General features: G+C 55.0%; 18 protein-coding genes. 7 read left to right on the forward strand and 11 right to left on the reverse strand.

What is annotated here, in order from left to right:
- Positions 1–371: 371 nt before the first annotated feature.
- Positions 372–698, forward strand: coding sequence for a hypothetical protein (locus tag CIK92_RS13635; protein WP_158214706.1), 327 nt, complete (start codon positions 372–374; stop codon positions 696–698).
- 31 nt (positions 699–729) lie between these two features.
- Here the strand turns inward: CIK92_RS13635 and rhaD are convergent, their stop codons facing one another.
- The 4 genes from rhaD to CIK92_RS01760 form a co-directional block, all read right to left on the reverse strand.
- The gene (rhaD, locus tag CIK92_RS01745; RefSeq protein WP_094387957.1) at positions 730–1,539 is read right to left on the reverse strand and encodes a rhamnulose-1-phosphate aldolase; all 810 of its coding nucleotides are present in this window, start codon (positions 1,537–1,539) and stop codon (positions 730–732) included.
- Positions 1,540–1,563: 24 nt separating this feature from the next.
- Positions 1,564–2,439: an AraC family transcriptional regulator gene (locus CIK92_RS01750; RefSeq protein WP_094386926.1), complete on the reverse strand. Its 876-nt coding sequence runs from the start codon at positions 2,437–2,439 to the stop codon at positions 1,564–1,566.
- A 184-nt stretch (positions 2,440–2,623) separates the two neighbouring features.
- Positions 2,624–3,625 carry a M48 family metallopeptidase gene (locus tag CIK92_RS01755; protein WP_022310414.1) on the reverse strand — a complete coding sequence of 334 codons (1,002 nt, stop codon included), beginning with the start codon at positions 3,623–3,625 and terminating at the stop codon, positions 2,624–2,626.
- Between the two features lie 4 nt (positions 3,626–3,629).
- Positions 3,630–4,190, reverse strand: coding sequence for a LemA family protein (locus tag CIK92_RS01760; RefSeq protein WP_022310415.1), 561 nt, complete (start codon positions 4,188–4,190; stop codon positions 3,630–3,632).
- Positions 4,191–4,407: 217 nt separating this feature from the next.
- Between CIK92_RS01760 and CIK92_RS01765 the strand changes: the two genes are divergently transcribed.
- The 4 genes from CIK92_RS01765 (at position 4,408) to CIK92_RS01780 (ending at position 10,061) form a co-directional block, all read left to right on the forward strand.
- Complete coding sequence (locus tag CIK92_RS01765; protein ID WP_094387958.1) at positions 4,408–6,168, forward strand: DUF4091 domain-containing protein; 1,761 nt, start codon at positions 4,408–4,410, stop codon at positions 6,166–6,168.
- A gap of 39 nt (positions 6,169–6,207) precedes the next feature.
- Positions 6,208–7,476: a hypothetical protein gene (locus CIK92_RS01770; protein ID WP_144289296.1), complete on the forward strand. Its 1,269-nt coding sequence runs from the start codon at positions 6,208–6,210 to the stop codon at positions 7,474–7,476.
- A gap of 162 nt (positions 7,477–7,638) precedes the next feature.
- A complete protein-coding gene (rplS, locus tag CIK92_RS01775; RefSeq protein WP_094386923.1) occupies positions 7,639–8,001 on the forward strand; it encodes a 50S ribosomal protein L19 in 363 nt (120 codons plus the stop codon).
- Between the two features lie 182 nt (positions 8,002–8,183).
- Complete coding sequence (locus tag CIK92_RS01780; protein ID WP_094387960.1) at positions 8,184–10,061, forward strand: beta-L-arabinofuranosidase domain-containing protein; 1,878 nt, start codon at positions 8,184–8,186, stop codon at positions 10,059–10,061.
- A 1,623-nt stretch (positions 10,062–11,684) separates the two neighbouring features.
- On the opposite strand, the gene CIK92_RS01795 is transcribed toward CIK92_RS01780, so the two are convergent.
- The 6 genes from CIK92_RS01795 to CIK92_RS01825 all read right to left on the reverse strand — a co-directional run bounded on the left by CIK92_RS01795 (position 11,685) and on the right by CIK92_RS01825 (position 23,366).
- Positions 11,685–14,321, reverse strand: coding sequence for a hypothetical protein (locus CIK92_RS01795; protein ID WP_144289297.1), 2,637 nt, complete (start codon positions 14,319–14,321; stop codon positions 11,685–11,687).
- 1,417 nt (positions 14,322–15,738) lie between these two features.
- The gene (gene tnpA / locus CIK92_RS01800) at positions 15,739–16,194 is read right to left on the reverse strand and encodes an IS200/IS605 family transposase (RefSeq protein ID WP_094387964.1); all 456 of its coding nucleotides are present in this window, start codon (positions 16,192–16,194) and stop codon (positions 15,739–15,741) included.
- Between the two features lie 889 nt (positions 16,195–17,083).
- Positions 17,084–19,753: a 4-alpha-glucanotransferase gene (locus CIK92_RS01810; protein ID WP_094387966.1), complete on the reverse strand. Its 2,670-nt coding sequence runs from the start codon at positions 19,751–19,753 to the stop codon at positions 17,084–17,086.
- Between the two features lie 103 nt (positions 19,754–19,856).
- Complete coding sequence (locus tag CIK92_RS01815; protein WP_094386648.1) at positions 19,857–21,416, reverse strand: calycin-like domain-containing protein; 1,560 nt, start codon at positions 21,414–21,416, stop codon at positions 19,857–19,859.
- A 30-nt stretch (positions 21,417–21,446) separates the two neighbouring features.
- Positions 21,447–22,193 carry an outer membrane beta-barrel protein gene (locus CIK92_RS01820; RefSeq protein WP_094387967.1) on the reverse strand — a complete coding sequence of 249 codons (747 nt, stop codon included), beginning with the start codon at positions 22,191–22,193 and terminating at the stop codon, positions 21,447–21,449.
- Between the two features lie 30 nt (positions 22,194–22,223).
- Positions 22,224–23,366 carry a PCMD domain-containing protein gene (locus CIK92_RS01825; protein WP_094387968.1) on the reverse strand — a complete coding sequence of 381 codons (1,143 nt, stop codon included), beginning with the start codon at positions 23,364–23,366 and terminating at the stop codon, positions 22,224–22,226.
- A gap of 130 nt (positions 23,367–23,496) precedes the next feature.
- Here CIK92_RS01825 and CIK92_RS13640 point away from each other — a divergent pair, with 130 nt between their 5' ends.
- Positions 23,497–23,664, forward strand: a complete 168-nt coding sequence (locus tag CIK92_RS13640) for a hypothetical protein (protein ID WP_158214707.1) — start codon at positions 23,497–23,499, stop codon at positions 23,662–23,664.
- A gap of 3 nt (positions 23,665–23,667) precedes the next feature.
- Positions 23,668–24,195, forward strand: coding sequence for a TlpA disulfide reductase family protein (locus CIK92_RS01830; RefSeq protein ID WP_094387969.1), 528 nt, complete (start codon positions 23,668–23,670; stop codon positions 24,193–24,195).
- A 171-nt stretch (positions 24,196–24,366) separates the two neighbouring features.
- Here CIK92_RS01830 and CIK92_RS01835 read toward each other — a convergent pair whose 3' ends face one another.
- Positions 24,367–24,762, reverse strand: a complete 396-nt coding sequence (locus tag CIK92_RS01835) for a hypothetical protein (RefSeq protein WP_094387970.1) — start codon at positions 24,760–24,762, stop codon at positions 24,367–24,369.
- Positions 24,763–25,077 lie beyond the last annotated feature (315 nt).

Here is a 25,077-nt window from a genome sequence, read left to right on the forward strand (position 1 = left end):
GGGAGGGCTGGGGAGGGGCTTACACTCACAGCCCAGGGTTGCGGGCGAAGCACGCTACCCTGGGTATATATATAATAAGGTGTAGCAACTCTGTAGGAGTTGCGGTTAGCCGAAGGCGTTACCCACAGCAGGATAGTGGACTGAAATGTAAGGGAGAATGTTATTATACTCACTCTGATAATGCACTCCACCAATTTCCTGTCCATTATCCCGCCAAGGGGGACGCCCTCGGTTGGCTCGTATCAGCCGTTACGAGGGCTCGTGCCATAAGTCACGAGGTCACGTATCAATTGTTACGAGGACACGTATCAACCGTTACGAGCCGCCAATGATAGACGCGGGCGGTTGTAACCATCCCTCCGCGGTATGCAATGTATGGATATAAGAGCCGGAAAGGCGTTGCTCCTTTTCACGGCTTTGCCCTCTGCGTAAAAAGTTGGTGTCGGATATTCCCGAGAACCATCTCAGGGATATCCGACACCAACCTCAGCGCCGCACCTGCGCAAGGCAGGCTGAAAAGGAGCAAAATAAAAAAAGAGAAGCCCAACAGAGGCATCTCCCCAATCCTCTCCAAGGGGCGAAAAGCAACAATAAGCCCCATCTCAACCACCTCCAAGGGCAAGGAGCATCTTCTAACCGCCTTAAACACAGTAAGAAGGGACTCCCTCCCCTTGGGGAGGGTTGGGGTGGGGCTTTAGGAGGGCCTTAGTTGGGGCTTTCAGTTGTATCCTACTTAGGCAGATTGAATGCCACGGTCATCTCCTTGAGCTGCTCTTCGCTCATGCCATCGGGCTCGTAGCCCATGCACTTGGCATTGATGTATATCTTGGCACTCTTGGAGAGTACGTCAATCTGGTCGAAGGCATCCATGGCGTCGAGGCCCTTGGCGAAGACGCCGTGCTTCTCCCACAATACCACGTCGTAGTCTTCGAGCTCGGCGAGAGTTCCCTCTGCCAGTCCGAGGCTGCCGGGCAACTGATAAGGCACTACGCCCAAACCTAACGGACAGAAAGCCTTGGTCTCGGGAATCATGCTCCAAAGGATGTTGGTGAGCACATCCTTGCCCATAAACTTCTTGTTGTGACTCATAGCCACCAGCTCGATGGGGTGGGTGTGAACCGTGGCGGTGTAGGGTGAACCCTTCTCTATCATACGGTTGTGCACGGCCAGGTGGCTGGGCAACTCTGATGTAGGCTGGACGAGATTGTCGGCGATGATGACATAGGTCTCGCAGTCGTCGAGGATGCGGATGACGCTGCCGTTGTCCATAGGCCAGCGGGCGAGGTCGCGCATGCGCTTGCCGGTACCCTTGCAGTAGAAGTAGCAACCACGCAGATGGGGGAGCGTGATGCCTATGTGCTTGATTTCGCCGAGGGCAGGCATGTGCCTCAACTCGTCATCCACATACTTGCTGATATTGACAGTGATGTTGCCACCATTGCGCTCAGCCCATCCATTCTGCCACAAATAACCAGCCACTTCGGCTATCTGGTCAATCTCCTTCTTCAGGAGAGGGCGTCCGTCTAAAATACTTTTCATGATTCTTATGATTAATGTATAACTCTATTTTCTATCTATATTCCGGAAGTCGCTCGGCTTGAGTCCCGTCTTCCGCTTGAACTTGGAAGAGAAGTAGTCGGGCGAATCAAAATTGAGCATATAGGCTATCTCCTTGACGAAGAGGTCGGTGGTGGAGAGCAGCTCCTTGGCTCGCTGCAGCTTGAGGTCCTGCTGGTAGAGCGCGGGCGAGATGCCGGTATACTCCTTGAAGAGCTTGCGGAAGCTGGAGTAGCTCACGCCCAGCTGTTCGGCTATCTGCTGCGCGGTGAGGTCGCTCTCTACCTCCTTGCGCATGATGAAACGTGCACGGTTGATCATATCGACGTGCTCACTGTTCTTGCTCAGAAGGATATTGCGCTCGAGCGAATACATCAAACCTATAAGGTGGTTGACTATACCTGCCAGCAACTGCTGCGAATAGGCTGCCTCCTGGACGGCGGCATGGTAAGCCTCGTCGTAGAGACGGGTGATGGTATCGGAGAAACCTACATGGTAAATGGGGTGTTGGGGAGTAAGGAAGCCGGCACGGACGCGGTCGTCGACATTGCGGCCGCTGAAACCAATCCAATAACAGTTCCATCCCTGTGGACCAGGATGGTAGGTGTGCCACTCATGGGGGAAAAGCAGGAAGAGGTCGCCCTCGCGCAGACGGGTCGGTCGCTGGTTGGTAGTCTCAAAGACTCCCTCGCCGCGGGTGACATAGAGCAATTGATACTCATGAAGTTCACGACCCTTGTTGACATCAAAATAATAGCCGTCAGCATGGCCGCTGGTGGGATACTCTTCACCATTGCTTATCTCTTCATAACCCACCGTACTGATGGTGAGTCCCCAGAGCTGGTCGCGCTCGTTGGTTACCAAATACTTGCTTTTCTGCATGATGTTGATTAGATTGTTTGTACAAAGTTACTTATTTTCCACCAATCGACCTTGGTTTTTTGGCAATATTTTTATTACGGCTGCTGTTTTCATGCTCGGGGCACGCAAAAAGGGAGAGACCGCCATGGCAACATGCCGTCTGGCGGTCTCTCCCTCGATGATGATTGTCGGCAGAAGAGTGGTTTCAGAACTGCTCGAGTATCGCGATGCGCTTGCGGGTATCGGGGTGGGTGCTGAAGAGCGAGTCGAAGAAGCCCATCATGCCGCTCGTGAGAGCCTGGGGATGGATAATGAAGAGCTGGGCTACATCCTGGCGCTGCACACCCTGCAAGCCGGGGGCGCCAGATATCTTGCGCAGTGCCGAAGCCAGTGCGAGCGGATTGCCGCAGAGCTCGGCGCCACCGGCATCGGCCATATACTCGCGCTTGCGGGAGATGGCAAAGCGCGTGATGAGGGTGAAAAAGTAGGCCACGGCACAGCAGACCACGCCCACGAGCATCACAATGATGATGCTCACGCCCGAGCCTTTCTCGTCGCGGCTGCGGCTGTGAGAGCCGTAGAACATGGCGTTGAACATCATGTGCATCACTACGCTCATCACCGTCGAGACGATGCCCACGAAGACGATGCTCGTGATGAGCACACGGGTGTCGCGGTTGCGGATATGGGTGAGCTCGTGGCCCAGCACTCCCGCCAGCTCGTCGTCGTTGAGCACGCGCAGCAGTCCGGTGGTGACGGTCACGGTGTAGCTCTTCTTGTCGATGCCCGAGGCAAAGGCGTTGAGCTGAGGGTCGTTGACGATGTTGATCTGGGGCATATCCATGTTGCAGGTCATGCAGAGGTTCTCCACGATATTGTATACCCTCGGGTTCTCCCTCCGCGTGAGCGGGCGGGCTCCCGTAGCGGCACGCACCATCGAGGAGTTGGCGAAGTAGGCGATGAGGAACCACACACCCACGATGCCCACCACCCAGGGAGCGATGGCCACGAAGGAACGGTTGACGGCGTCGTAGTCTACCTCGGCAGCCACATTGCCATAGGCGTCAGCGGGTGGCGCGCCCATCGACTGGATGATGGCGAGGAACACCCACACCGTGGCAAGGATAATCAGCGGGAAAGACAGCAGAAGTAGCACGCTGCGCAGGTTGTTGCGCCGTATCTGCGTCATCATACCAACATACTGCATAGGCTCAGAACTTGATTTCGGGGGCCTTGTCCATAGCCTCACGGTCGGTCTGGGGGATTTCAAACATCACTTCCTTGTGGAAACCGAACATCTGGGCGATGATGTTGGAAGGGAACACCTGTACGGCGTTGTTGAGCTCACGCGTAGCTGAATTGAAGAAGCGGCGGGTGGCAGCCAGTTTGTTCTCGATGTCGGCTATCTCGGTCTGGAGCTGCATGAAGTTCTGGTTGGCCTTGAGGTCGGGATAGGCCTCGAGCTGCACCTTCAGTCCGGCGAGCGCACCGGTAAGCTGGTTGTCGGCGGCTATCTTGTCGTTGATATTGGTGGCTCCCATAGCGGCTGTGCGTGCCTCGGTGACGCGCTGCAGCAGCTCTTTCTCATGGGTGGCATATCCCTTGACGGTAGCCACCAGCTGGGGGATGAGGTCATAGCGCTGACGGAGCTGCACATCGATGTTGGCGAAAGCATTTTCACGATTGTTGCGCATGCGCACCAGGTTGTTGTACTGGCCTACGAGCCACAACGCGAGTAGTACGACGACTACCAAAACAATAATCCATGTCATATTCTTAATCTTTATAATTATATAGGTCAAAATTACCAAAAAAGCGACAACCGCCCAACTATTCGGGCTTAAAGAATGTAAACAGGTGCAGATTTTCACCGCCGCCACCCTCACCGCCGCCACTCGGGGCAGGGTAGAGGGCAAATTAACTGGAACTTTCCTTTGCATTGTCTTGACTTTGTAGTAACTTTGTCTACTGACAATAATTATACAAGGTATGAAGAAGACTCTATTCTCTCTGTTTCTCCTGTTGTCTGTGGCTCCGATGTGGGCACAGACAGACACCCTGGTGGCCAGCGAACTGACCGACACCAAGCCGCACGACGGCAACGAGGTATGGGCGCGCGTGCCCGATGCAGTGCAAATGGCGTGGGGCTCCACCGATGTCCGCTACGCCAAGATGAACGTGCCCCGTGGGCGCATGGCAAAGACCCTGAGGCTCGACGCATGGGCTGGCGAGCGCGTCATGGCTCAGGCTGTGGTATGGACGCGCCACGACATCGTATCGCCACGCGTAGAGGCTACAGCCCTGACCTGTGGCAGAGAGGTGATAGACGCCAAGGCCGTCAACGCCGGATTTGTGGGATATGTGATGACCGACGAGCTCAACCATAACGGCAAATCCAACTGCGGGCACCGTCCCAACAAGGCCGACTTCGACTCGTCGATGGTCGCCGACATGGTCTATGGTCCCCACATCGACCGTATCCCCCGCTGCACCACCCGCCCGGTTTGGGTCAACGTGTGGGTGCCTGCCATCACGCGCGCGGGTATATATAAAGGTAAGATAGTCCTCACCGGCGACAAGGGAGAGAAGGCCGAAGTGGCACTCGAGGTCAAGGTGGGCAGCCGCCAACTGCCTGCGCCCAAAGACTGGGCTTTCGACCTCGACCTGTGGCAGAACCCCTACGCCGTGGCGCGTGTCATGAACGTGAAACTGTGGAGCCGCGAGCACTTCGACGCCATGCTCCCCGTGATGAAGATGCTTGCCGACGCCGGACAGAAGTCCATCACTGCCAGCATCATGCACCACCCCTGGAACGGACAGACCGAAGACCCCTTCGGCAGCATGATACAGCGCACGCTGACCGTCGACGGACAGTGGAAATACGACTACACCGTGTTTGACCGCTGGGTAGAGTTCATGACCCGCGAGGTGGGCATCACCGGCACCATCGACTGCTACACCATGATACCCTGGGCGCTGCAGTTCGACTACTACGACCAGGCTTCCAATACGGTGAAATTTGTCAACGCCCGTCCGCAAGACGCCGCCTACCGCGACTACTGGCTGCCCTTCCTGCGCGACTTCGCCCGACACCTGCGCCAGCGTGGCTGGTTTGAGCGTGCCGCCATCTCTATGGACGAACGCCAGCTCGAAGATATGCAGTCGGCTATCGCTGTGATACGCGAAGCCGATGCCGACTTCCACATCACCCTCGCCGGCAACTACCACAAGGAGATAGAGCACGAGCTCGCCGACCTGAGCGTTCCCTACGGTAGCCCGCTCGACCGCAGCATCATCGCCGAGCGCCGCAGCCGCGGTCAGTCTACCACCTGCTATATATGCTGTACCGAGAGCTTCCCCAACACCTTCACCTTCTCCGACCCCGCCGAGGGCGCCTTCATCCCCATCCACGCCATGGTGCAGGGATACGACGGTCTGCTGCGCTGGGCTTACAACAGCTGGACTGCCGACCCCATGCGCGACACCCGCTTCCGCTCCTGGCCCGCCGGCGACACCTATATCGTCTATCCCGGTGGCCGCAGCAGCATGAGGTTCGACCGCCTGGTCGAAGGCATACAGTGCTGCGAGAAGGTGCGTCTGCTCAGAGCAGAACTACAGGCCAAGGGCAACCGTCGCGCCCTGAAGCGCATCGACGAAGCCCTGAAGGTATTCGGCTGGGGCGGACTTGAGCACACCCAGATGCCCACCGGCGAGCGTATAAGCCGCCTGCAGCGTGTGCTCAACCAGTAGCGTCTGATCATTATTCACTAAACAAATAACACATTTATCATGAAAAAACTTTTTGTAGTATGGGTCATGCTGTTGCCTCTATGGGGGCAGCTGCATGCGCAGGAGAAAATTTTGCAAGGGAAAGGATTCTGGACACTCTTCGACAGTTTGGGAGACGGGACGCCCTGGCAGCAACAGTTTGCTGACCAAACGGGATGCATTTTCTACCCCAAACTCAACCGCAGGTACATTTCCTATGGTGGTTCAGATTCAGCTCCTGCTACCATGAACGGCACTCTGGGCAGGGCAAAGCTTTTGGTAGCACTCAAGGATAGTCTGCCCATCGACATCATTATGATTTCCAACACCAACGATATGAACTTCACAGACCCTGACACGGGTGTGGAAGGAAGTATTGACGATGAACCCTGGATGCAGGGCAGCAAGCGAACTGCAGCCAAGAGTGTGCTGGATTCGAAAGAAGCTGCCAAGGCCTATTGTGAGAAAATTCTGCGGAAAATTCTGAAGGCTACTCCGAAAGCCCAACGGGCTGCGGGCAACATGCTGGTATTCCCCTATGCCAATCCCAACAGGCATGGCAACCGTATAGAAATCATCGCGCCCTCAAAGCATGGAGGTGAAATTTGTTTTCATGTAGGTAGAAGCCCGAGGGTGAATCTTACATTGCCTGCCGGCATGAGCGTGGCACAAACCAGAGAGTGGTTAGCTTCCAAGTTCTATGGAGCAGGGTGGTCGGCCGTAGACAACGGCGACAACAGTTTCACCATCTCCTATTATTATGACAAGAACAACAAGGTCTGGGTCGACACCAAGGAGAGCGGGTTGCAAGTAGCTGTCACCGATGGGCCTCGTGTGGAAGAGTATGTGGTGTTTTATACAGGAAAGGATGCTTCGGGCTGGACAAAAAGTTGCAACTGGACGGATAAAGTAAGCCTGTGGTCGTGCTATAAAGGACTGATGGAATATCTGAAGAGCAACCTCCCCAACACGGAGATTTATTGGTTCATGCCCTCTTATTTCAATTTTGATTTCAATGCACCGGAAGTGCTGCGCGCCGACGGCTCCTTTGACGAGGAGGCATTCGAGAAAACCGAGCGCAACCGCAAGTGGATGCAGCTTTCCGCAGTGCAGCGTGCCATTGCCCAGCGTTATAACTGCCGAGTGCTGGAAGTGGGAAAATACTGTGGTATCAATTTGAAAAACGTGCGTGACTATTATCTCTCGAAAGACCCGCATCTCAAGAAAGAAGGCTATGCGCAATGGTCCAAGGCGCTCTATGAAATCTTCAAGGCCGGCAAATGGGAGTGACAAAAATGGGAGCCGAGAAGCTGTTTTTTTACCTAAATATTTGGTACATAGTGAAAAAAATAGTAATTTTGCACCGCTTTTCGGCCTAACCGCTGGTTGATGGAAGAGTTGTCATGCCATGTTGGGTTGGAACGACAAACAATATTTAATTTAAAAACAACAATGGATTTAATTAAAGTTGCTGAAGAAGCGTTTGCAACCGGCAAGAAGTTCCCTGAGTTCCGTGCAGGAGACACCGTAACTGTCGCTTACAAAATCGTCGAGGGTTCTAAGGAGCGTATCCAGCTCTATCGTGGTGTAGTAATCAAGATTTCAGGCCACGGTGACAAGAAGCGTTTCACCGTTCGCAAGATGTCTGGTACTGTAGGCGTTGAGCGTATCTTCCCCATCGAGTCACCCAACATCGATTCTATCGAGGTGAACAAGGTAGGTAAGGTTCGTCGCGCTAAGCTCTACTATCTGCGCAAGCTCACTGGTAAGGCTGCCCGCATCCGTGAAAAGAGAGTGGTTAACACCAACGCTTAATAACGGCATCCCCAAGGGTAAAACCCAAGAAATAAAGAGAGACATTCCTCATGCGGGGAGTGTCTCTCTTTTTTTTGCGCAATTTTGCGCACATGTTTTGAGCCGAATAACATTTATTAACAACGACATCCGGCGCCCTACCTATTTATATATTTACCTTTGCACCAAATTCTGAAAGTAACATGACTAATATCACCAAGACCTTATGCCTCGGAGCAGCCATGATGCTCGCTCTGTCTGCCTCTGCGCAAAACGAGAAAGTTAAAGACCTGATTTCTCCACTCTCAGACCACAGCATCCAGCTCCATGGATACTTCGACAATGACATCCACAACAGTGTTGAGCATTGGAACAAGGGCGTCGTGCCCTACGACCGCCTCATGGAGTTCTACGATAACAACGTCAACCGACCCAATTTCGCTGTTGGTGAGATGTGGGCCAAGGCTGTTCGCAGTGGAGCCATGCTTTATGCATATAACAAGGACCCCGAACTCAAGAAGATACTGGTCCACACCGTCAACAAGGTGTTCAAGTATGTGCAGAGCAACGGTGCTATAGCCTGCTCGCCCGTAGAAAAGCAGCCCGACTCCAAGGGTGGCGACCTCTGGGAGCGCAAATATATCATGCTCGGACTCTCGCAGTACTATGCACATGTGGAGAAAGACCCACGCGTGCTCAAACTGATGATTGCCGAGGCCAACAGCGTGATAGACCAGATAGGCGACGCTCCTAAGGTAGACATCAATACCCAGGGATGGAGCCGCACTGGCATCGAGAGCTACTCGGTGATGGAGCCCATGATGCGCATCTACAAGCTCACCGGCGACAAGCGCTACCTCGACTTCTGTACCTATCTCATCAAGAAGGGCGGATGCCGTGGCGCCAACATCTTCCAGGAGAGTCTCGACAACGTACGTCCTCGACTCATGGGCAATGGCTACCCCAAGGCTTATGAGATGCTCTCGGTCTATGAAGGCTTGGTAGAGTACTACCGCTGCACCGGCGAGGAGAAGTGGAAGCAGGCTACGCTCAACCTCTTTGAAAACCTGAAGAAATACGAGATTACCATTATCGGTAACGGTGGTGCCGACTATCCCTACTATCCCAAGTGGAGAGGTGAGGCATGGGACGATACTGCCCTCGAGCAGACCAACCCCAAGATAGAGCGCATGATGGAGACCTGCGCCGGAGTGACCTGGATGAAGCTCTGCAGCCAAATCCTGCGCATCACTGGCGACGCTTCTGCTGTCGACTTCATCGAGAAATATGTCTACAACGGACTCATCGGTGCCATGAAGCCCGGTGGCAACGGATTCAGCTACGTCAACCTGCTCAACGGTCAGAAGGTGACCGACAGAGGATGGGGTACTACCATCGACGGCATGGCTGTGACCTGCTGCAACCTGAGCGGACCTATGGGATTGGCATATATACCCTATGTAGCCGTGATGCAGAACGACCGCGGACCCGTCGTAAACCTCTACAACGCAGCCACAGCCACAGCCAAGACCCTCAAGGGCAACGCCGTGACATTCACCATCGACACCAAGTTCCCACTCGCCAACACTGCGACCATCACCATCGACGAGGCACAGAAGGAGAAGTACGACTTCATGCTCCGCATCCCCGGATGGAGCACCAACACTATCGTCAAGGTCAACGGCAAAGCCATCGACAACGTAGTGGCTGGCAAGTATCTCACCCTGACACGCAAGTGGAAGAAGGGCGACAAGATAGAGTTGACCTTTGACATGCGATGCCGCCTCATCGACGCGCCCCACGGCAGCAACCCCGACGCTTGGAACTACCAGGCTGTCATCTACGGCCCCATGGTGCTGGCGCGCGACGAAAATATTGACGCTGATTACAACAAACCTGTACAGGTAGTGGCAGATGCCAACGGCGAGGTGAAGATCACCCCCGTGAAGCCCACACGCGAAGGCACCCGCATGGAGTTCCTCGTGCCCACCACCGACGGCAACATCCATATGGTTGATTACTCATCGGTAGATGGTTGGAAGGACAAGAAAATCTGTACATGGTTGCCCAAGAAACAATAATCTACTAATATCAGGAATCTCACAATTGAACATGATTTAAAAGGGGGGGAGCTCGCAACGAGCCTCCCCCCTTTTTTTAATGCATGCTGATTGCGTGTTTGATGTCCCTTGAGGAAAGTTATGTGAGGCATCCCTCATGTGGCAGTAACGCCGAACCGAAGGTAACTGCCTCGGCGCAATGCGCAGCGAAAGGTAATGGAGTTGCGCTTTCCCTGCCCAGGGTTGCGTTTGGCTGTAGGCGTTATACTCAATCTGATAATATCCACCAATCCATTCCTATTCATTTTCCTGCTGCGGGTAACGCCTTCGGCTAATCGCAACTCCTACAGAGTTGCTGCTGCTTGTGGACTCTATGTCCATGTATGGTAAGTCCATTGTGGATAGTGCTCATCCCTGGGTCATGTATGGTAAGTCCATTGTGGCAGGCTCGCATCCGTGGGCCATGTATGGTAAGTCCATTGTGGTTGGCTCGCACCTGTAGGCCATGTATGGCAAGTCCATTGTGGTTGGCTCGCACTCCAGGGTCATGTATGGTAAGTCCATTGCGGATGGTGCGCCTTCGTTCATTATGTATGATCAACCCATAGTTGATGGTACGCACCCCTGGCAACTCTGTAGGAGTTGCGTTTCCCCAGCCCAGGGTTGAGGCGTGCAGCGCCTCTACCCTGGGTAGCTGCCCCCACTAATATGGCAACTCTGTAAGAGTTGCGATTAGCCGTAGGCGTTACCTGTAGCAGGAAAATGAATAGGAATGGGTAGGAGGCTATTATCAGATTGAGTATCATGCCTACGGCAAGGCGCGACACCTGCAGCGATGCCAAAGAGAGCCCATTCCCAACCTTCGTCAAGGAGAAAGTGCGCGCCACAATCTCCTTAAACACTGCGCGGGTGAAACCGGCCTCCTCCATGGCATTTCCCCTTGGGGAAGGTTTGGATGTGGCGTGTGGTGGTTTGGATGTGGCCTCTTTGGGGCAATGGATATAGTTAGCCCATCGTGGATGGTACGCACCCCTGGCAACTCTGTAGGAGTTGCGATTTTATAGCCCAGGGTTGAGGTGCACAGCGCCTCTACCCTGGGTACTGACATAATAAAGAGAAGCAACTCTGTAGGAGTTGCGTTTAGCCGAAGGCGTTATACTCAATCTGATAATATCGTCCTATATATTTCCGCCCATCAACCTGGTGCGGTAACGCCTGCGGCTAAACGCAACACTTACAGCGTTGCTATAATGGTCGTACTTGCACCCAGGGTAGCGGTCTTCGTCCGCAACCCTGGGCTGGGGAATCGCAACACTTACAGCGTTGCTGTTGCTTGCGGAAAACTCTGTTTATCTTCACCCGTATAGATGTGGTATGGGAGAGTGGATTATGGGCCGCTTGTGCAGTTCCTTCCCCTTGGGAGGGCACTGAAAAACTAAAACCCACTATCAAATTGAAAGTTGATGACGGAGAAACAGCTGTTTTACCCTTTATTATCTGTCTATTTTAGCCTTATTTTAGGCGATTTGCAGAAAGAGAAGTTACAAATCGTAAGCATTTTCCGTTTTGGTCATAAAAAAAGGGGACTTTTTCAGTGCCCTCCCTTGGGGAAGGCTGGGGAGGGGCTTTCAGCAGGGGCTTCTGCTACCGCTTAATCATCTTCTTGCCATCGCGGATATAGATGCCGGGAGGCAGAGAGTTCCAGTCTTGCGCCACCTTGACGCCCTGCAGCGTGTAGATGCCTTGCTTGCGGGCGGGCACGTCGGCGTCTATGGCGCCTATGCCTACGTTGGTGGGCTCTATGACTAACTTGCCCTTCTGTTTCACGCCATCCACAACTATAGCCTTCAACGCTGTGTCATAGACAGCACCCTTGGGCTGTTTGATTTCACAGTCTACGAGATGGAGATTGGTGATGCTGGAGATGAGATCGTTGCGGCAGTCGAGTTCTATATACGCGCCTCGGATGGTGAGGTCGTTATTGGCAAAGTTACCGTCTATGCCCGCCATGCTCTCGATATATATCTTACATTCGCTGATGGTGCAGTTCACCTCGTTTCTTCTGATACCGATGCCGTAATAATAGCCCTTTATCTTCAGCGTACCATTACCTACGAAGGTGGTCTCCTCTTTGAGGTTAATGCTTATGCTGTGGTCAGAGGTCAGGCTATTGGTACCCAATACCTTTATCTTGAGACCATCCAGACCATAGTTGTAGATATTATCGTCGCCCGGCTTGTCTATGGTAGCGTCCTGGAGCGTGAGCGTCTTGGTGGCGGGGTCGTAGCTCACCGTACCCTTGACGCCGTCGATGACGCTCAGGTCGGCGCAGTTGTCTACCGTCACTTCTACGCCAGCCACCATCACACCATACTTGATGGGCGGTGTCATCACCACCTTCTCCTTGACCAGCGCGCCCTTGGCTGCCACGCCCTTGAGAGTGGCGTCGAAGACGGCTCCCGACGGCTCCTTGATGTAGCACGTATTGAGCTGGAGCTTGCTGATGCCTACCACAGACCCCTGGCTGCCCTCTGCCTCGACATGGGCATCGTTGACAGCGAGTCCGCAGCCTGCCGACTTGTCGCCGCTTATGCCTTCGGTCGCACCGCTTACTCTCACCTCGATGCCCTTGATGGTGAGCATGGTGTTTTTGAGCGCGACGCCGCAGCCCTTAGTGCCGGTGATGGTCATATTACCGCTTCCTGTGATGGTGGTGGGGCGTTCTAAGATACATCCTGTGCCTCCACTCATGGTGTTATCGCCTGTCATTTCTATCTTGAGACCGTCTACCGACTGGTTGTGTACCGCCACCTTGTCGTCGTCGGTGGGGATATTGACATACGCCATTCTGAGAATCTTTTTAGCAGGGTCGTAGCTTAAGGAGCCTGTCACACCACGGAGCTTGTCGATGGCGTCATAGTTGGCGCTCGTCACATCGATACCGCCTATCAGCAGTCCGTATTTCTCTATGTCTATCACCACGCGGTCGGTCACCAGCCCACCGTCTTTTGCCACGCCCTTGAGCGCCTTGTCATAGGCTGCACCCTGGGGTTGGCTGATGATGCAACGGTCTAACAGCAGATTGCTGAGCCCCGCGATAGAGCCACTCGCGCCCTGTGCCTCGACACTCGCCGTGCGGATGGTGAGCACCTCCTTGACATCGCCCTTGTCGGCATAGATGCCATACTTGCCCTCGGCTACCACGCTACAGTCTTCGATGCTGAGGGGCGCGCCCTGCATCAGTATGGCGCTCGCGCCCGTGCTGGTCACCTTGAGTTTGCCGTCGCCTACGATGCGGGTCTGTCTGCCTATCACCATGCCTGCAGCCGACGCCGAGGTGATGGTGTTGTTGCCCACCAGTTTTACCTGGAGTCCCGTTGCGCTCTCGTTGGCTATACCCGCCACTGCGTTGGTGGTGATGGTGGCATTGTCGAGCGTGAGCGTCTGCGTCTCGGGGTCGTACGAGGCTTTGCCCTCCACGCCGACGATGGTGGTCAGATTGCCACTGTTGGCATCGGTCACCTCTACGCCAGCCACCTTGAATACGGGTTTCTCGGGAGCTATCACCAGTTTGCCTGTCACGCGCGCTCCGTCCACAACTATGCATCGCTGCGATGCGTCAAATATGGCTCCGGCGGGCTCGGTGATGGCGCAGCGCTGGAGAGAGAGGTTGTCCATCCTGCTTATCACCTCTTTGAGACTGTTTATTTCGATGTTAGCGTTGATGATGGTAAGGGTGGTATTCCTAACGAATCCGTCTATACCCCATTCTCCCTCTATATACATCTTGCAATCACGGATGATGATATCCACATTGTCGTATCCGACACTGATTCCATAAGAATTGCCCTTTACCTTGAGCGTTCCAGAGCCTTGGAAGGTCGTTGTCTTTTCAATACTTATACTTGCGAATTTCGTTGTACTCAGATTGTTGGTGCCCACGATGTTTACCTTCAGTCCGTCTACGCTTTTGTTTTCGATAGTGAATTCGTCAGCCTTGTCGATGGTCGCGTCCTGGAGCGTGAGCGTCTTGGTGGCAGGGTCGTAGCTCACCGTGCCCTTGACGCCGTCGATGACGCTCAGGTCGGCGCAGTTGTCACTGGTCACATCTACGCCAGCCACCTTCAGACCGTAGTCGGTGGCAGTAGGGGCGCTGAACGCGGCGGTAGAAAACAGGGAGCACAGGAGAATGGCTATCAAGCGCATGGATGTGCCGATGCCCAAGAAGCAACTGTTGCCTCTCTTTGGGGCAGAACGAGAAACAGGGTTTAGTTTTCTCATAATGGTAGGAGTTTAGTTAGGGACAGCCACAAATGTCCGTTGTGTGTTAGTTTATTGGATTAATTAGGGCGGCCGCAGCGGGGCGCGGTTGTGGCACAGCACTATGGTGCAACGGCCGCAAGTAATGCCTCGTTAACTCTCGTAATGGATTAGTCCACTGTAGATGAGACAGAATCAGACTTAGTAATCAAGCGATTCAAGAGTTGTTAGATGTATATTGTCAATCGCAAATTTAAGGATAAATCGTATACACAGCGCCAACAGCCCCGCAGAAATTCAAGATATTTAACTACCCCACCCACTCTTTTAACTTTTATTGACGGCGCCAGCGCCAAGGAGAGTGCCGAGAGCGCCCCCGCGACCAAGTCAGCCACCTCGTATCATACGATACGTACCCACGTATCATAAGTCACGAGCTCACGGTTCAATAGGCACGTGCCCACGTATCAAATGATACGAGCCAGCAGAGGTAATCAGCACAGCTCCAAAGTCATTCTAAAACAGGGAGAAAGGCAATGGGAGAATAACACAAAAAGATTTGCAGCTTTTCAGGGCTTCGCCCTATGCGCCAGAGTGGAGCGGAAATATCCACGAGAGCAAGCTCTCGGATATTCACCGCCCCACCCAGTCGCGCCTGCCCATAGGCAGGCTGAAAACCTACAAATACAAAAAGTCCGCCTACGGCGGGAAAAAAAGCCCGGCTCGCGCCGGGAAAAAAGGATTAGTCCATAGGTGTTATGCCCTGCATGATAATCAGGATTACACGGGTGGCTGTTTTTGTTTCATCATCCTCGCAGGAGCAGTAAATAGTGGGGAGAACACGTAATGTCCCCCTGCAAGCAGCAGCAACTCTGACGGAGTTGCGATTCCACAGCCCAGGGTTGCGGGCGAAGCACGCTACCCTGGGTAAGCACCCCTACTAACCTGGCAACTCTACAGGAGTTGCGATTAGCCGTAGGCGTTATGCTCAATCTTATGGTTTCCACCAACCCATTCCTGCCCATTATCCTGCTGCGGGTAACGCCTTCGGCTAACCGCAACACTTACAGCGTTGCTACCCTTATTATACATATACCCAGGGTAGAGGCGCTGCACGCCTCAACCCTGGGCTATGAAATCGCAACTCCTACAGAGTTGCCGGGGGTGCGTACCATCCCTCTATGGACTAACTACATATCTCCATTGTCCACGTGCCATACACCGTATACCACTTACATTTTCCCATTGGGCACGTACCATACACCGTAAACTACTCACATATTCCCATTGGGCACGTACCATACACCGCACACTACTCACATAATGCCTTGGCACGTGCCATACACACCACATAACCTCAAACGAGTGCGGGGATTACCATTTGCTGTCGCCTCATTAACCGATGCGGGCGTTCAATTAACATTGGCATCCGCCAAGCCTAATCTTGCAGGACATAGTCGCGATTGTACTCGATATTGTATTTCTCCAATAGCAGGCGGTACTCATCCTCAAAATTGACCTTTGCATGATGGGCGACTTGGTTGCTGATATATTTTGTGGCATTGTCAACGCCCGATTGGCCGAAGGAGAAAACGGCATAGCCATTCTGCCATGCGAAATGGTTGTAGCAGGGGTGTAGTTTTTTCAGATACACAGTACTGTTGCGCTTTATCTCCTTAACCACTTGGGATATGGTTACCTCGCGCGACAGCACAAAAAGGGCATGTACGTGGTCACCGGTACCACCCACAATGATGGTGGAACATCCAAGTTTGTTGATAGCAGTGCCGATATAGGCATGCAGATGTTGGGTTTCCTCCCCGGATATTCTCGGGCTCGTCGATTTGACATGGAAGACGAGATGGATATATATTTTACTCAGTGATTGTGACATAGATAAAGATGATGATGTGCAAATATAGCCATTATTTCAATTTGCGCGAAATGATGCGCCGTTTTTTTTATAGTAAATCATGATAATTATGATAGCCGTACCGATTTCACCACCCATCCATATATTTATTGTGAATATGGTACAGTGATAAAGGGGCATACCCTCGCAAGTTGCAGCAATGTGGGGAGATATTATAGATAGAACCTCGCAAGCAGCAGCAATGTGGGAGCTATTGTTGGCAGAAAGCCCGCAAGCAGCAGCAACTCTGACGGAGTTGCGTTTCCCCAGCCCAGGGTTGCGGGCGAAGCACGCTACCCTGGGTAAGCGCCCCCACTAACCTGGCAACTCTACAGGAGTTGCGATTAGCCGTAGGCGTTACCCGCAGCAGGATAATGGATAGGAATGGGGAGGTGATTATTATCAGATTGAGTATAACGCCTTCGGCTAACCGCAACACTTACAGCGTTGCTACACCTTATTATACATATACCCAGGGTAGAGGCGCTGCACGCCTCAACCCTGGGCTATGAAATCGCAACTCCTACAGAGTTGCCGGGGGTGCGTACCGTCCAACATAGAGGCCCCATCCCAACCTTCCCCAAGGGGAAGGAGCTGCACCCAACCATCTCAAACACAGCAGAAAAGAGCTCCCTCCCCTTGGGAGGGCACTGAAAAAGTCCCCTTTTTTTATGACCAAAACGGAAAATGCTTACGATTTGTAACTTCTCTTTCTGCAAATCGCCTAAAATAAGGCTAAAATAGACAGATAATAAAGGGTAAAACAGCTGTTTCTCCGTCATCAACTTTCAATTTGATAGTGGGTTTTAGTTTTTCAGTGCCCTCCCTTGGGGAGGGCATGGGGAGGGGCTTTTGGGCTGGGTTGGGGCTTCTAATACTTTCTCCCCGCCCTCTCAATCATCTCACTGATATGCTGGGAGAAATGAGCGTCGGCAGATAGCTGCTCTATGGTGATGTGCATACGGTACCGCCAGTAGTGGTGAGGGTTGGCGGGGATGTTGATGCGCTCGCCGTTGGGGTCGGCCAACCGCAGACGGTCGTCGAGAGCGAGCCAGTCTTGCAAACTCAACACACAGAGCATCGAGGGCGAGGCGAGATGGGCGGCTACCACCTCCTCTGCCAACGACGCAGGCATGGGGTGAGGCGCCTCGCCATCGTGGTGGAGCACAGAGGCATAATAGTCCTGCGTGCGCAGCGGGTCCTCGTCCCACCACTGACGCAGGGGCGCCATATCGTGCGACGAGAAGGTGCAGACCGAACGGTAGGGATAGCGGCTCACATCGGCAAAGCGCGTCGAGGCCTTGGGCATGGTCTGTATCTCCAGACTCAGGATGCGCAACTGCTCCATCACGGGCGCCACACACGACGGCACCATGCCCAAGTCTTCGGCACAGGCGAGCATGTGGGTGGCCTCGATGAGCGGCGGCAGTTTCTTCATCGCCTCGCCATACCAGAAACCGTTGTTGCGGTGGTAGTAGAAGTCGTCGTAGAGACGGTCAAAGGCGCGACGGGCACTGTCGGAGAGACGGCGGTAAGCCCAGGTCTTGCGGGCTAAGATGCGGGGGTGATAGGTACCCGCCACGCGGTGGTCGGCGAGGAAGAGCACATCGTCGACGAGGGTGTAGAGTCCGCCGAGCAGCTGACTGTCGCAGCGGCCAGCCTCGACGAGGTCGGCTATCTTGCGCTCGGTGTCGTAGTCGGCACGCAGCGTGTAGGTGCCGTTGCCCACAGCGTCGAGGCAGTAGTGGCGCACGCTCCCGGCACGGTCGCCGAAAAGGGTATCGACCATGTCGTCGGTGATGACGGGGGCGAGCATGGCGGTAGAGAAATGGAGCCCGTAGGACTCTATCTCCTCGGGCGTAAACGCCAGCGCCGGGGCAAACTGTCCGAGCAGGCCGCGCACGGCGTGGATGGGTATCTCCCAGATGCGGAAGAAGCCAAGGACGTGGTCTATGCGGTAGGCGTCGAAGTAGTGTGCCATATTGGTGAAGCGGCGGTTCCACCACTGGCAGCCGTCGTCGAGCATGGCCTGCCAGTTGTAGGTGGGGAACCTCCAGTTCTGCCCATCTACGGCAAAATCATCGGGTGGAGCGCCCGCCTGACCGTCGAGACAGAAGTAGCCGGGCTCCATCCACACATCGCAGCTCTGGCGGTGAACGCCGATGGGTATGTCGCCCTTGAGGATGACGCCACAGCGGCGGGCATGGTCGTGGGCATCCGTCATCTGGGTATGCAGGATGTACTGTACGAAGTAGTAGTAAGCCACCTCGGCATACTCGACGGAGCCTGGGGTGGAGAGGGCTGCGCGGTCGGCCTCATCCCACGCCGTATGACCATGCCAACGGCTGAAGTCGGTGGTGCGCGTGGTGTCGCGGAGCCTGCAATACTGGGCATAGGGCACCAGCCACTGGGCAGCCTCGTCAAAGAAGGTGCGGAAGGCGTCGGTGGCCATCATCTCTGCACCCTCCTGGTCGTAGAGTTCATGGAGATAGGCTTCCTTGGCCTGCATCATGCGCTCATAGTCTATCTGCTGAAGCCCGTTGAGCTGCTGCTGCAGACGGGCATAGTAGTCGCGGCGGCTGGCAGAGGCAAGCGGCGGCAGCTGGCGCAGGTCGGCATATTGGGGGTGAAGGGCAAAGACGCTGATGCAGCTGTAGGGATAGCTGTCGGTCCAGGTGTGGGTCACGGTGGTGTCGTTGATGGGCAGCACCTGCAGCACCCGCTGTCCGGTGGAAGCCACAAAGTCGACCATCGCCGAGAGGTCGCCGAAGTCGCCCACGCCGAAGCTGCCCTCGGAACGCAGCGAGAAGACGGGGATGAGGGTGCCGGCCACGCGCTCGTCGGAGAGGGGATAGAACGACTGGTCGAGCTCGTAGACCGCAAGCCCGGAGGCAGGGGTGACGGTGAGATGGCGGTTGGAGCATTCTTCCCAGATGGGGGAAGAAGAGTCGTCGGGGATGATGACAAACTTGAACTCGAGGTGGGCATCGGTGAGCAGGTCGGCGGCTATCTCTGCCACCCACTCGTTGTATCCGTGCTCGGTCATGGGGATGCCCTGCTGCGGGTTCCACTCGCCGAGGATGCGGTCGGAGCCGGTGAGCACCAGCCGGTGGCCCGAGCGCAACTGCGGGGCACGGCATACCAGTCGCACGCAGCGGTCGCCGGGCGAATGGACGGGGTGTACGGGATGGGGATGGAGACACTCGGTAAACGCCGAGCTGTATCTATAGGTGTCGTGGGGCATGTCTATCCATCGGCAATAGACCCTCACCGAGGTCTGCGGGCGTCGCGGCAGGTCGAGACGATGACGGATGGTGGTCCACTCGCGCCTCAGCGTGGTGCCGGCATGCTCGATGGTGAAGAAATAGTCGGCCGCGTCGGCAGTCCATGCGTCGGCGTTCCAGTCGAAGGTCCAGTGGGCATTGTCATCGGTATTCATAAGATGACGGTGGAGGGTGACGCCGTCGGCGGCATCGACAATATTGATTGCTACCTGTTCGCCGGCGTAAACGTAATACTCGATGTGAAAGATTATGTCCATGAGAGAGGTTCAGATTAGGTTGAAAAAAGACGGCGGCGGACGCCATCTGCACCACAAGTACAGACAGCATCCTCCGCCGGTTATATTATAATAAGGTACATATTTACTTGCCCATCACTTTGACAGTAGTGCCGTCGGCATAGCGGATGATGTAGAGCTGGCCGGGCTGCATGGCACTTACCTTCTGTCCGTTGATGTTATACACAGCCACCACCTGGTCATGTCCACCAGCCGTGGCAGAGTCTATGCCATTGGTCACCGTGGGGTCTACGGTGTACTTGAGGGTATAGACGGTATGGCGCTGCAGGTCGTCGCCGAAAGCCACGAGGCTGATGGTGCGTGCAGCCTTGTTGACAAAGGTTGCGGTGGTATAGCCTGGGGCTGTGGGCACAACCACATCGGCTGTGGGCTCTTCGGGCACACGGATGTCATAGTCGCTGACGGCGGGGTCGAAGTTCTGGACCTCATTGCCGAAGACACGTATGCCGCGCACCTTGGGCAGATAGACCAGCTCGAGGTCGTCGATATAGAACTCGTCGCCGGCACTACCCTTACCGGGGTGGGCATTGGTAGACATGGTGACCAAGATGGCGCACGCCTCGGCACGGTTGGCCTCATAGGTGGCGTAGTCGAAGGGGATGGACAGGCGTACCCACTCGTTCTGGCTGGTGATGAGGGTGTCGGTAGCTTTGGCCACGATGTTGTCGTACTCCTTGTCCTGTGGGTCCTGGTATCGGGTGCCGTCGGTGATGACCGCATTGAGGCTGGCATGGGGGTCGTCGGGCTGGGCTACAGCCTGGCGGAACTTGACCCAGACGCCCAAAGAGTCGGGGCGGCCGGCGAGCCTGGTGTAGAAGGGATCTCCATGGCCATCCTTGTCGGCATTGGTGAGGTCGAGGAAGGCGTGGTTGAGCGGAGAAGTGGCAGAGAGGTCACCGGCATTCATGCGGCCGGTGGTGATAGTGCCGTTGGCTACGATACCAAAGATGCTGGTGGCCTTGACGAGGATGCTCGACTTGCCGACAGTGCCGGGGCGCACATCTTTGCTGACACTGGTGTGGATGTCGCTGAAGGCATTCTGCGTAGAGGCATACATGCCAGTGGCGCTGAGGAAGGAGTGCCAGTGGTTGGGCTCATAGCCCGACTTGCTGCCCGACTTCTCGATGTGGAAGTCCTCGAAGCCCGAGTTGGGAATCTGCAGAACGGTCGAGTTGAAGAGCACGTCGATATCCAGACCCATCGTGGCAAAGGGGATGTGGATGCTGGCACGGAGAGCATTGCCCTTGAGGCTGGCCTTGAGTTTGACGGGTATAGGGGTAACGCTGAGAGCGGGACCGAGCCACATCTGGTCGGGGTCGCTGCCAGGGGCTATGGTTATCTGCTGGGCAGCGCTGAGGATGGTCTCGCCGTTGCTCTCGACAGCCTCGACGTTCTGCATGTCGATGGTGCCCACGTAGAGTTTGCCGTCGCCGTTGGGCATCACGAAGTCAGCGAGCTTAAGTTCATACTTGCCGTCATCCTGACGTATTACCTCAATATTGGCCTGCTGATAACTGGAAGGGGTGCCGTTGAGCACCACGGACAGACCGCCCTTATAACCAGTGGCTGTCGCACCAATAGTGCAGGCCAGGGCAGCACAAAGTGTAAGTAGTTTTTTCATCATAATCGTGTGTTTAGAATATTTATTCTGTTATTACTTGAGTCTGTAGATGACACCCACGGTGCCGAAGATGGGATAGAGCGTCTGCTCGATGGTGTGGAACGAACTGCGGTGTACGCCCGTGACGCCCCACGCCAGGTCGGCATAGACGCCCCAGCGGTGGTGGAACTGCCAGTCGGCACCGAGGTTGACACCCAGCTGCAGATGGCGCATCTGGTCGCTGAAATCGTAGGTTCCCCAAGAGTCTGGCGTATTGCCCAGCTCGATGCGTGTGCCGGTGGGGTCGCCCTCGCGCAGATAGCCGTCGTAGACATGGCCTTTGAAGACGCGCGTGGAGACATAGGAGATGTAGGGGCCACACTTGAGCAACACATTACCGGTACGGAAGGTGGCATTGACGGGCACGGTGAGCATCCACTCCTCGCACTCGGTCACCAGATTGCCGGTGTAGACGCCCTCGATGCGGTCGCCGTCCTTAGTCATCTCCATGTGGTAGTTCTTGACGGTGGCGTCGATCTTCATCGCCTTGTTCTCGAGGTGGAGACCGGTGAGCAGACCCCACGAGCCCCACATGTCGCGCTGGACATCGATGCCCAGAGAGAAGTTGGGCTTGAAGTAGAACTTGTTCATCTTGCGGATGGTGGCAGGCATGCCTATGGGCGCCGTGCCACCGATGTTGTAGCCCAGGCGGACGGTGTAATTGAGGCTGTCGGGCAGGCTGATGGCGCTGGCGGTGAGCGCCAGGGTCATGAGCAGGGTGAGTATGGTGATTTTCTTCATTGTCGTTGTCATTGGATGTATGGATGGGGGTTACTCCTGGGTCTCACAGATGAGACGCACCTTGTCGATGTCGAGGGTGCTGCCTATGGCGCCCTGGAAGTAGGCTCCGTCGGCACTCGATGAGAAGACGATGGCAAGGCTGTAGCCTCGGTTCTCGAGCAGGTCAAGGTCTATCTCAGAGAGATAGGTGAAGTCTACGCTGAAGGGGGTCCACTCGGTAGTGGGGGGCACCTCGGACATGATGGCCTTGGCGACGATGAGCGGGCTGGTCTGCACGTTGGCACCATTGAGGGTCACGGCATTGCCATTGGCATCATGGTTGCGGTAGAAGATAGCGTAGATGTCGGCGACATCCTTCTTGCCCTCGACGGGAGAGCCATCGACATTCTGGAAGGTGGGACCGGGGGTATAACGATAGTAACCACTCAACTGCTTGGGACGCTTGTCAAACGGACGGCCGAAGCGAGTGGCGTTGAGGGGGTCCTGAAGGGCACCGAGGGGGTCAAACTCACCGAGGAAGAGGTTGCCCGCGGCGATGCGCTTGTTGAGCGTCTGCGCCAAGGCGCCGGTCTTGCGCGTGACGAGGCGCACGGCATTACCCTCGAAGCCATCTTCAAGAGGAATGGTGGGATATTCGAGGGGGGCGGCATTGGAGTTGGAGACGTTGAAGCCGCCATTGCCTGATGCCCAGATGTCGGTCATCACGCCATGCTCCTCGTCGCTCCATACATAGTACTTGTTCTTGCTGTTGAGACGATAGTTTTCAAAGTCATAGTTATACTCGTCGCTCACGGTCTGGGTGACAGGGACGACAGACACCGTGTAGTCGCGGTGCCAGGCGCCATCCTCAGAGGTGACACGATAGACGACAGGGCCCTGGGAGAAATCGTGGACGCTGCCATTGGCGGGAGTCATGACGGCTCCGGGAGTAATGGCAAACTGGGGGGCAAGGGCGGTGATGTCGGCCTTGCGGCGGACGGTGAAGCGGATGTCGGTCTTGTCGGAAATGACATAGACAAGACTGTCGCTCGCCTGGTAAAACATGGCGGAGGGGTCGTCGGCATGTATCCATGCCTGGACGATGTCGCACTCGGCATTGGGAGCCTCGTCTTTGAAGCAAGAGGTGAGCGTGAGCAAACTCAGGCATCCCCATAGGATATGACTTTTATTCATTTTCGCTCTATTATAACGATTATTGTGATGCAAATTTACGAAATAATAGTGTTTGCCCGAAATAAAAATGGAGATAAATAAAAATATTGGCCGTTAAAAAGTTTTCATCCGTACCATTTGCTTAGTAGACTTGGCAATTAGGGATATAAATGGAGATGGAACGGATGCGGAGATATGGGCGGAGGATGACTGCAGGATGACGGGACATGACGAGTTTGTGGCGTTTTCCACTTTTTTAACCATCGGCATAGCGGCGAGGCAGAAAGAAATGGCTACTTTTGCAACTATAATAATATAAGGTATGAAGACAAGAATAATCACAATCATGGTGGCACTGATGGCGGTAATAGCCCATGCCACGGCACAAGATTTGGACGAGAAGTATGCCACCGACCTGCTCAAGGCAGGCACCGAAGCCCCCGACATGAGGGTGGGCACCGGCAAGGACGGCAAGGCGGTAAGGCTGAGCGACCTGAAGGGCAAGTATGTGCTTATCAACTTCTGGGCATCGTGGTGCCCCGACTGCCGAAGGGAGACTCCGGCGCTGCAACGACTGTGGCAGAAGTACGGGGAGAAAGGTCTGCAGATAGCGGGTATATCCTATGACATCAACAGAGAGGCTTGGCAGAAGTATATCGCTGACAACAAGATGGTGTGGTGGCAGTACAGCGAACTGAAGAAGTGGAAGAAAGAGACCCAGAGCGACCGGCTGTATCACATCAACTGGATTCCGACGCTCTATCTCATCGCTCCCGACGGACGGGTGGCACTCGCCACGGTGATGATGGACAAGGTGGAAGCAGAACTGGCCAAAGCCTTGGGCGACTGACACGGCAAGCAACCGACCGACGACAGCTCGCCAATGCCGCAGCGCCACCGCCACGGCGGGGAAGACAAGCGCCAGCAGGACAAGACAACGAGGGCAACCCTCACCCACAGGCTCGGAGCCTGCAGGGGTGATGGTTGCCCTCAAAGGTATATGTCAGAAAAGGTCTACGGTCTACAGCAGACCGGCCACAGTGGCTGCGTCGGCTTGTTCGTAGACAGAAAGAGAGGTAACGGGAGTGGCGACGAAGTTGCTGTAGCGGAAAAGCTGCATGGCAGCAAACTGGTGGTCGGCAGAGAGGCACACCTCAAGGCGCAGATTGCCGATGTCGTGGCTCTTGAGGGTCTTCACGTTGCGGGCGGCATCGGCGAGCGCTGCGCCGGTAAGGGGAAGCAGATGCTTGAGCTTGTCTTCCTCCTGGGCGGAATACTCGTAGACGCTGGAGGAAATCTTGCTGCCGGTGGGCACATAGACGGCCTTGCTGGAGAGTCCGAAGAGGGTGCTGACGGTGTTGATACGGGGGTCGCTGAGCAGCTGGCTGCCCATAGTGAGATTTTTGATATTTGCCATAATAGTCTTGTTGTTTATTTATGTAATGATAATTGTTGTTGGTGGACGCGTAGCAGGTTTGGGGGCTGTCGGCATCCATGGCGGCACGGCTCGCAGAGCCACGCCAAGGGGTGGAATATAAATAAAGGGGAACGGCGACGCGACAGCCACACACGGCAAGGCAGCAAGTGGGGCACAGGCTGGGCAGGCGGCGGTGGGCACGTCGGCATCAAGACTAAAAGGGTCAGCGAAGGATGTGCCGGAGGGCGTAGACATAATAGTCGGCCCGGGCATGGGGATGACTGGCCTTGAGAAGACGGCGCAGCCAACCATAGG

Origin of the sequence: Prevotella sp. P4-67 (genome assembly GCF_002251325.1) — a bacterium.
In the GTDB taxonomy this organism is placed as follows: Bacteria; Bacteroidota; Bacteroidia; order Bacteroidales; family Bacteroidaceae; genus Prevotella.

Excerpts from the sequence above, each read along its gene's own strand:
- CIK92_RS13635 (WP_158214706.1), top strand. The coding sequence starts at position 372 with ATGTATGGATATAAGAGCCGGAAAGGCGTTGCTCCTTTTCACGGCTTT.
- rhaD (WP_094387957.1), bottom strand. The coding sequence starts at position 1,539 with ATGAAAAGTATTTTAGACGGACGCCCTCTCCTGAAGAAGGAGATTGAC.
- CIK92_RS01750 (WP_094386926.1), bottom strand. The coding sequence starts at position 2,439 with ATGCAGAAAAGCAAGTATTTGGTAACCAACGAGCGCGACCAGCTCTGG.
- CIK92_RS01755 (WP_022310414.1), bottom strand. The coding sequence starts at position 3,625 with ATGCAGTATGTTGGTATGATGACGCAGATACGGCGCAACAACCTGCGC.
- CIK92_RS01760 (WP_022310415.1), bottom strand. The coding sequence starts at position 4,190 with ATGACATGGATTATTGTTTTGGTAGTCGTCGTACTACTCGCGTTGTGG.
- CIK92_RS01765 (WP_094387958.1), top strand. The coding sequence starts at position 4,408 with ATGAAGAAGACTCTATTCTCTCTGTTTCTCCTGTTGTCTGTGGCTCCG.
- CIK92_RS01770 (WP_144289296.1), top strand. The coding sequence starts at position 6,208 with ATGAAAAAACTTTTTGTAGTATGGGTCATGCTGTTGCCTCTATGGGGG.
- rplS (WP_094386923.1), top strand. The coding sequence starts at position 7,639 with ATGGATTTAATTAAAGTTGCTGAAGAAGCGTTTGCAACCGGCAAGAAG.
- CIK92_RS01780 (WP_094387960.1), top strand. The coding sequence starts at position 8,184 with ATGACTAATATCACCAAGACCTTATGCCTCGGAGCAGCCATGATGCTC.
- CIK92_RS01795 (WP_144289297.1), bottom strand. The coding sequence starts at position 14,321 with ATGAGAAAACTAAACCCTGTTTCTCGTTCTGCCCCAAAGAGAGGCAAC.
- tnpA (WP_094387964.1), bottom strand. The coding sequence starts at position 16,194 with ATGTCACAATCACTGAGTAAAATATATATCCATCTCGTCTTCCATGTC.
- CIK92_RS01810 (WP_094387966.1), bottom strand. The coding sequence starts at position 19,753 with ATGGACATAATCTTTCACATCGAGTATTACGTTTACGCCGGCGAACAG.
- CIK92_RS01815 (WP_094386648.1), bottom strand. The coding sequence starts at position 21,416 with ATGATGAAAAAACTACTTACACTTTGTGCTGCCCTGGCCTGCACTATT.
- CIK92_RS01820 (WP_094387967.1), bottom strand. The coding sequence starts at position 22,193 with ATGAAGAAAATCACCATACTCACCCTGCTCATGACCCTGGCGCTCACC.
- CIK92_RS01825 (WP_094387968.1), bottom strand. The coding sequence starts at position 23,366 with ATGAATAAAAGTCATATCCTATGGGGATGCCTGAGTTTGCTCACGCTC.
- CIK92_RS01830 (WP_094387969.1), top strand. The coding sequence starts at position 23,668 with ATGAAGACAAGAATAATCACAATCATGGTGGCACTGATGGCGGTAATA.
- CIK92_RS01835 (WP_094387970.1), bottom strand. The coding sequence starts at position 24,762 with ATGGCAAATATCAAAAATCTCACTATGGGCAGCCAGCTGCTCAGCGAC.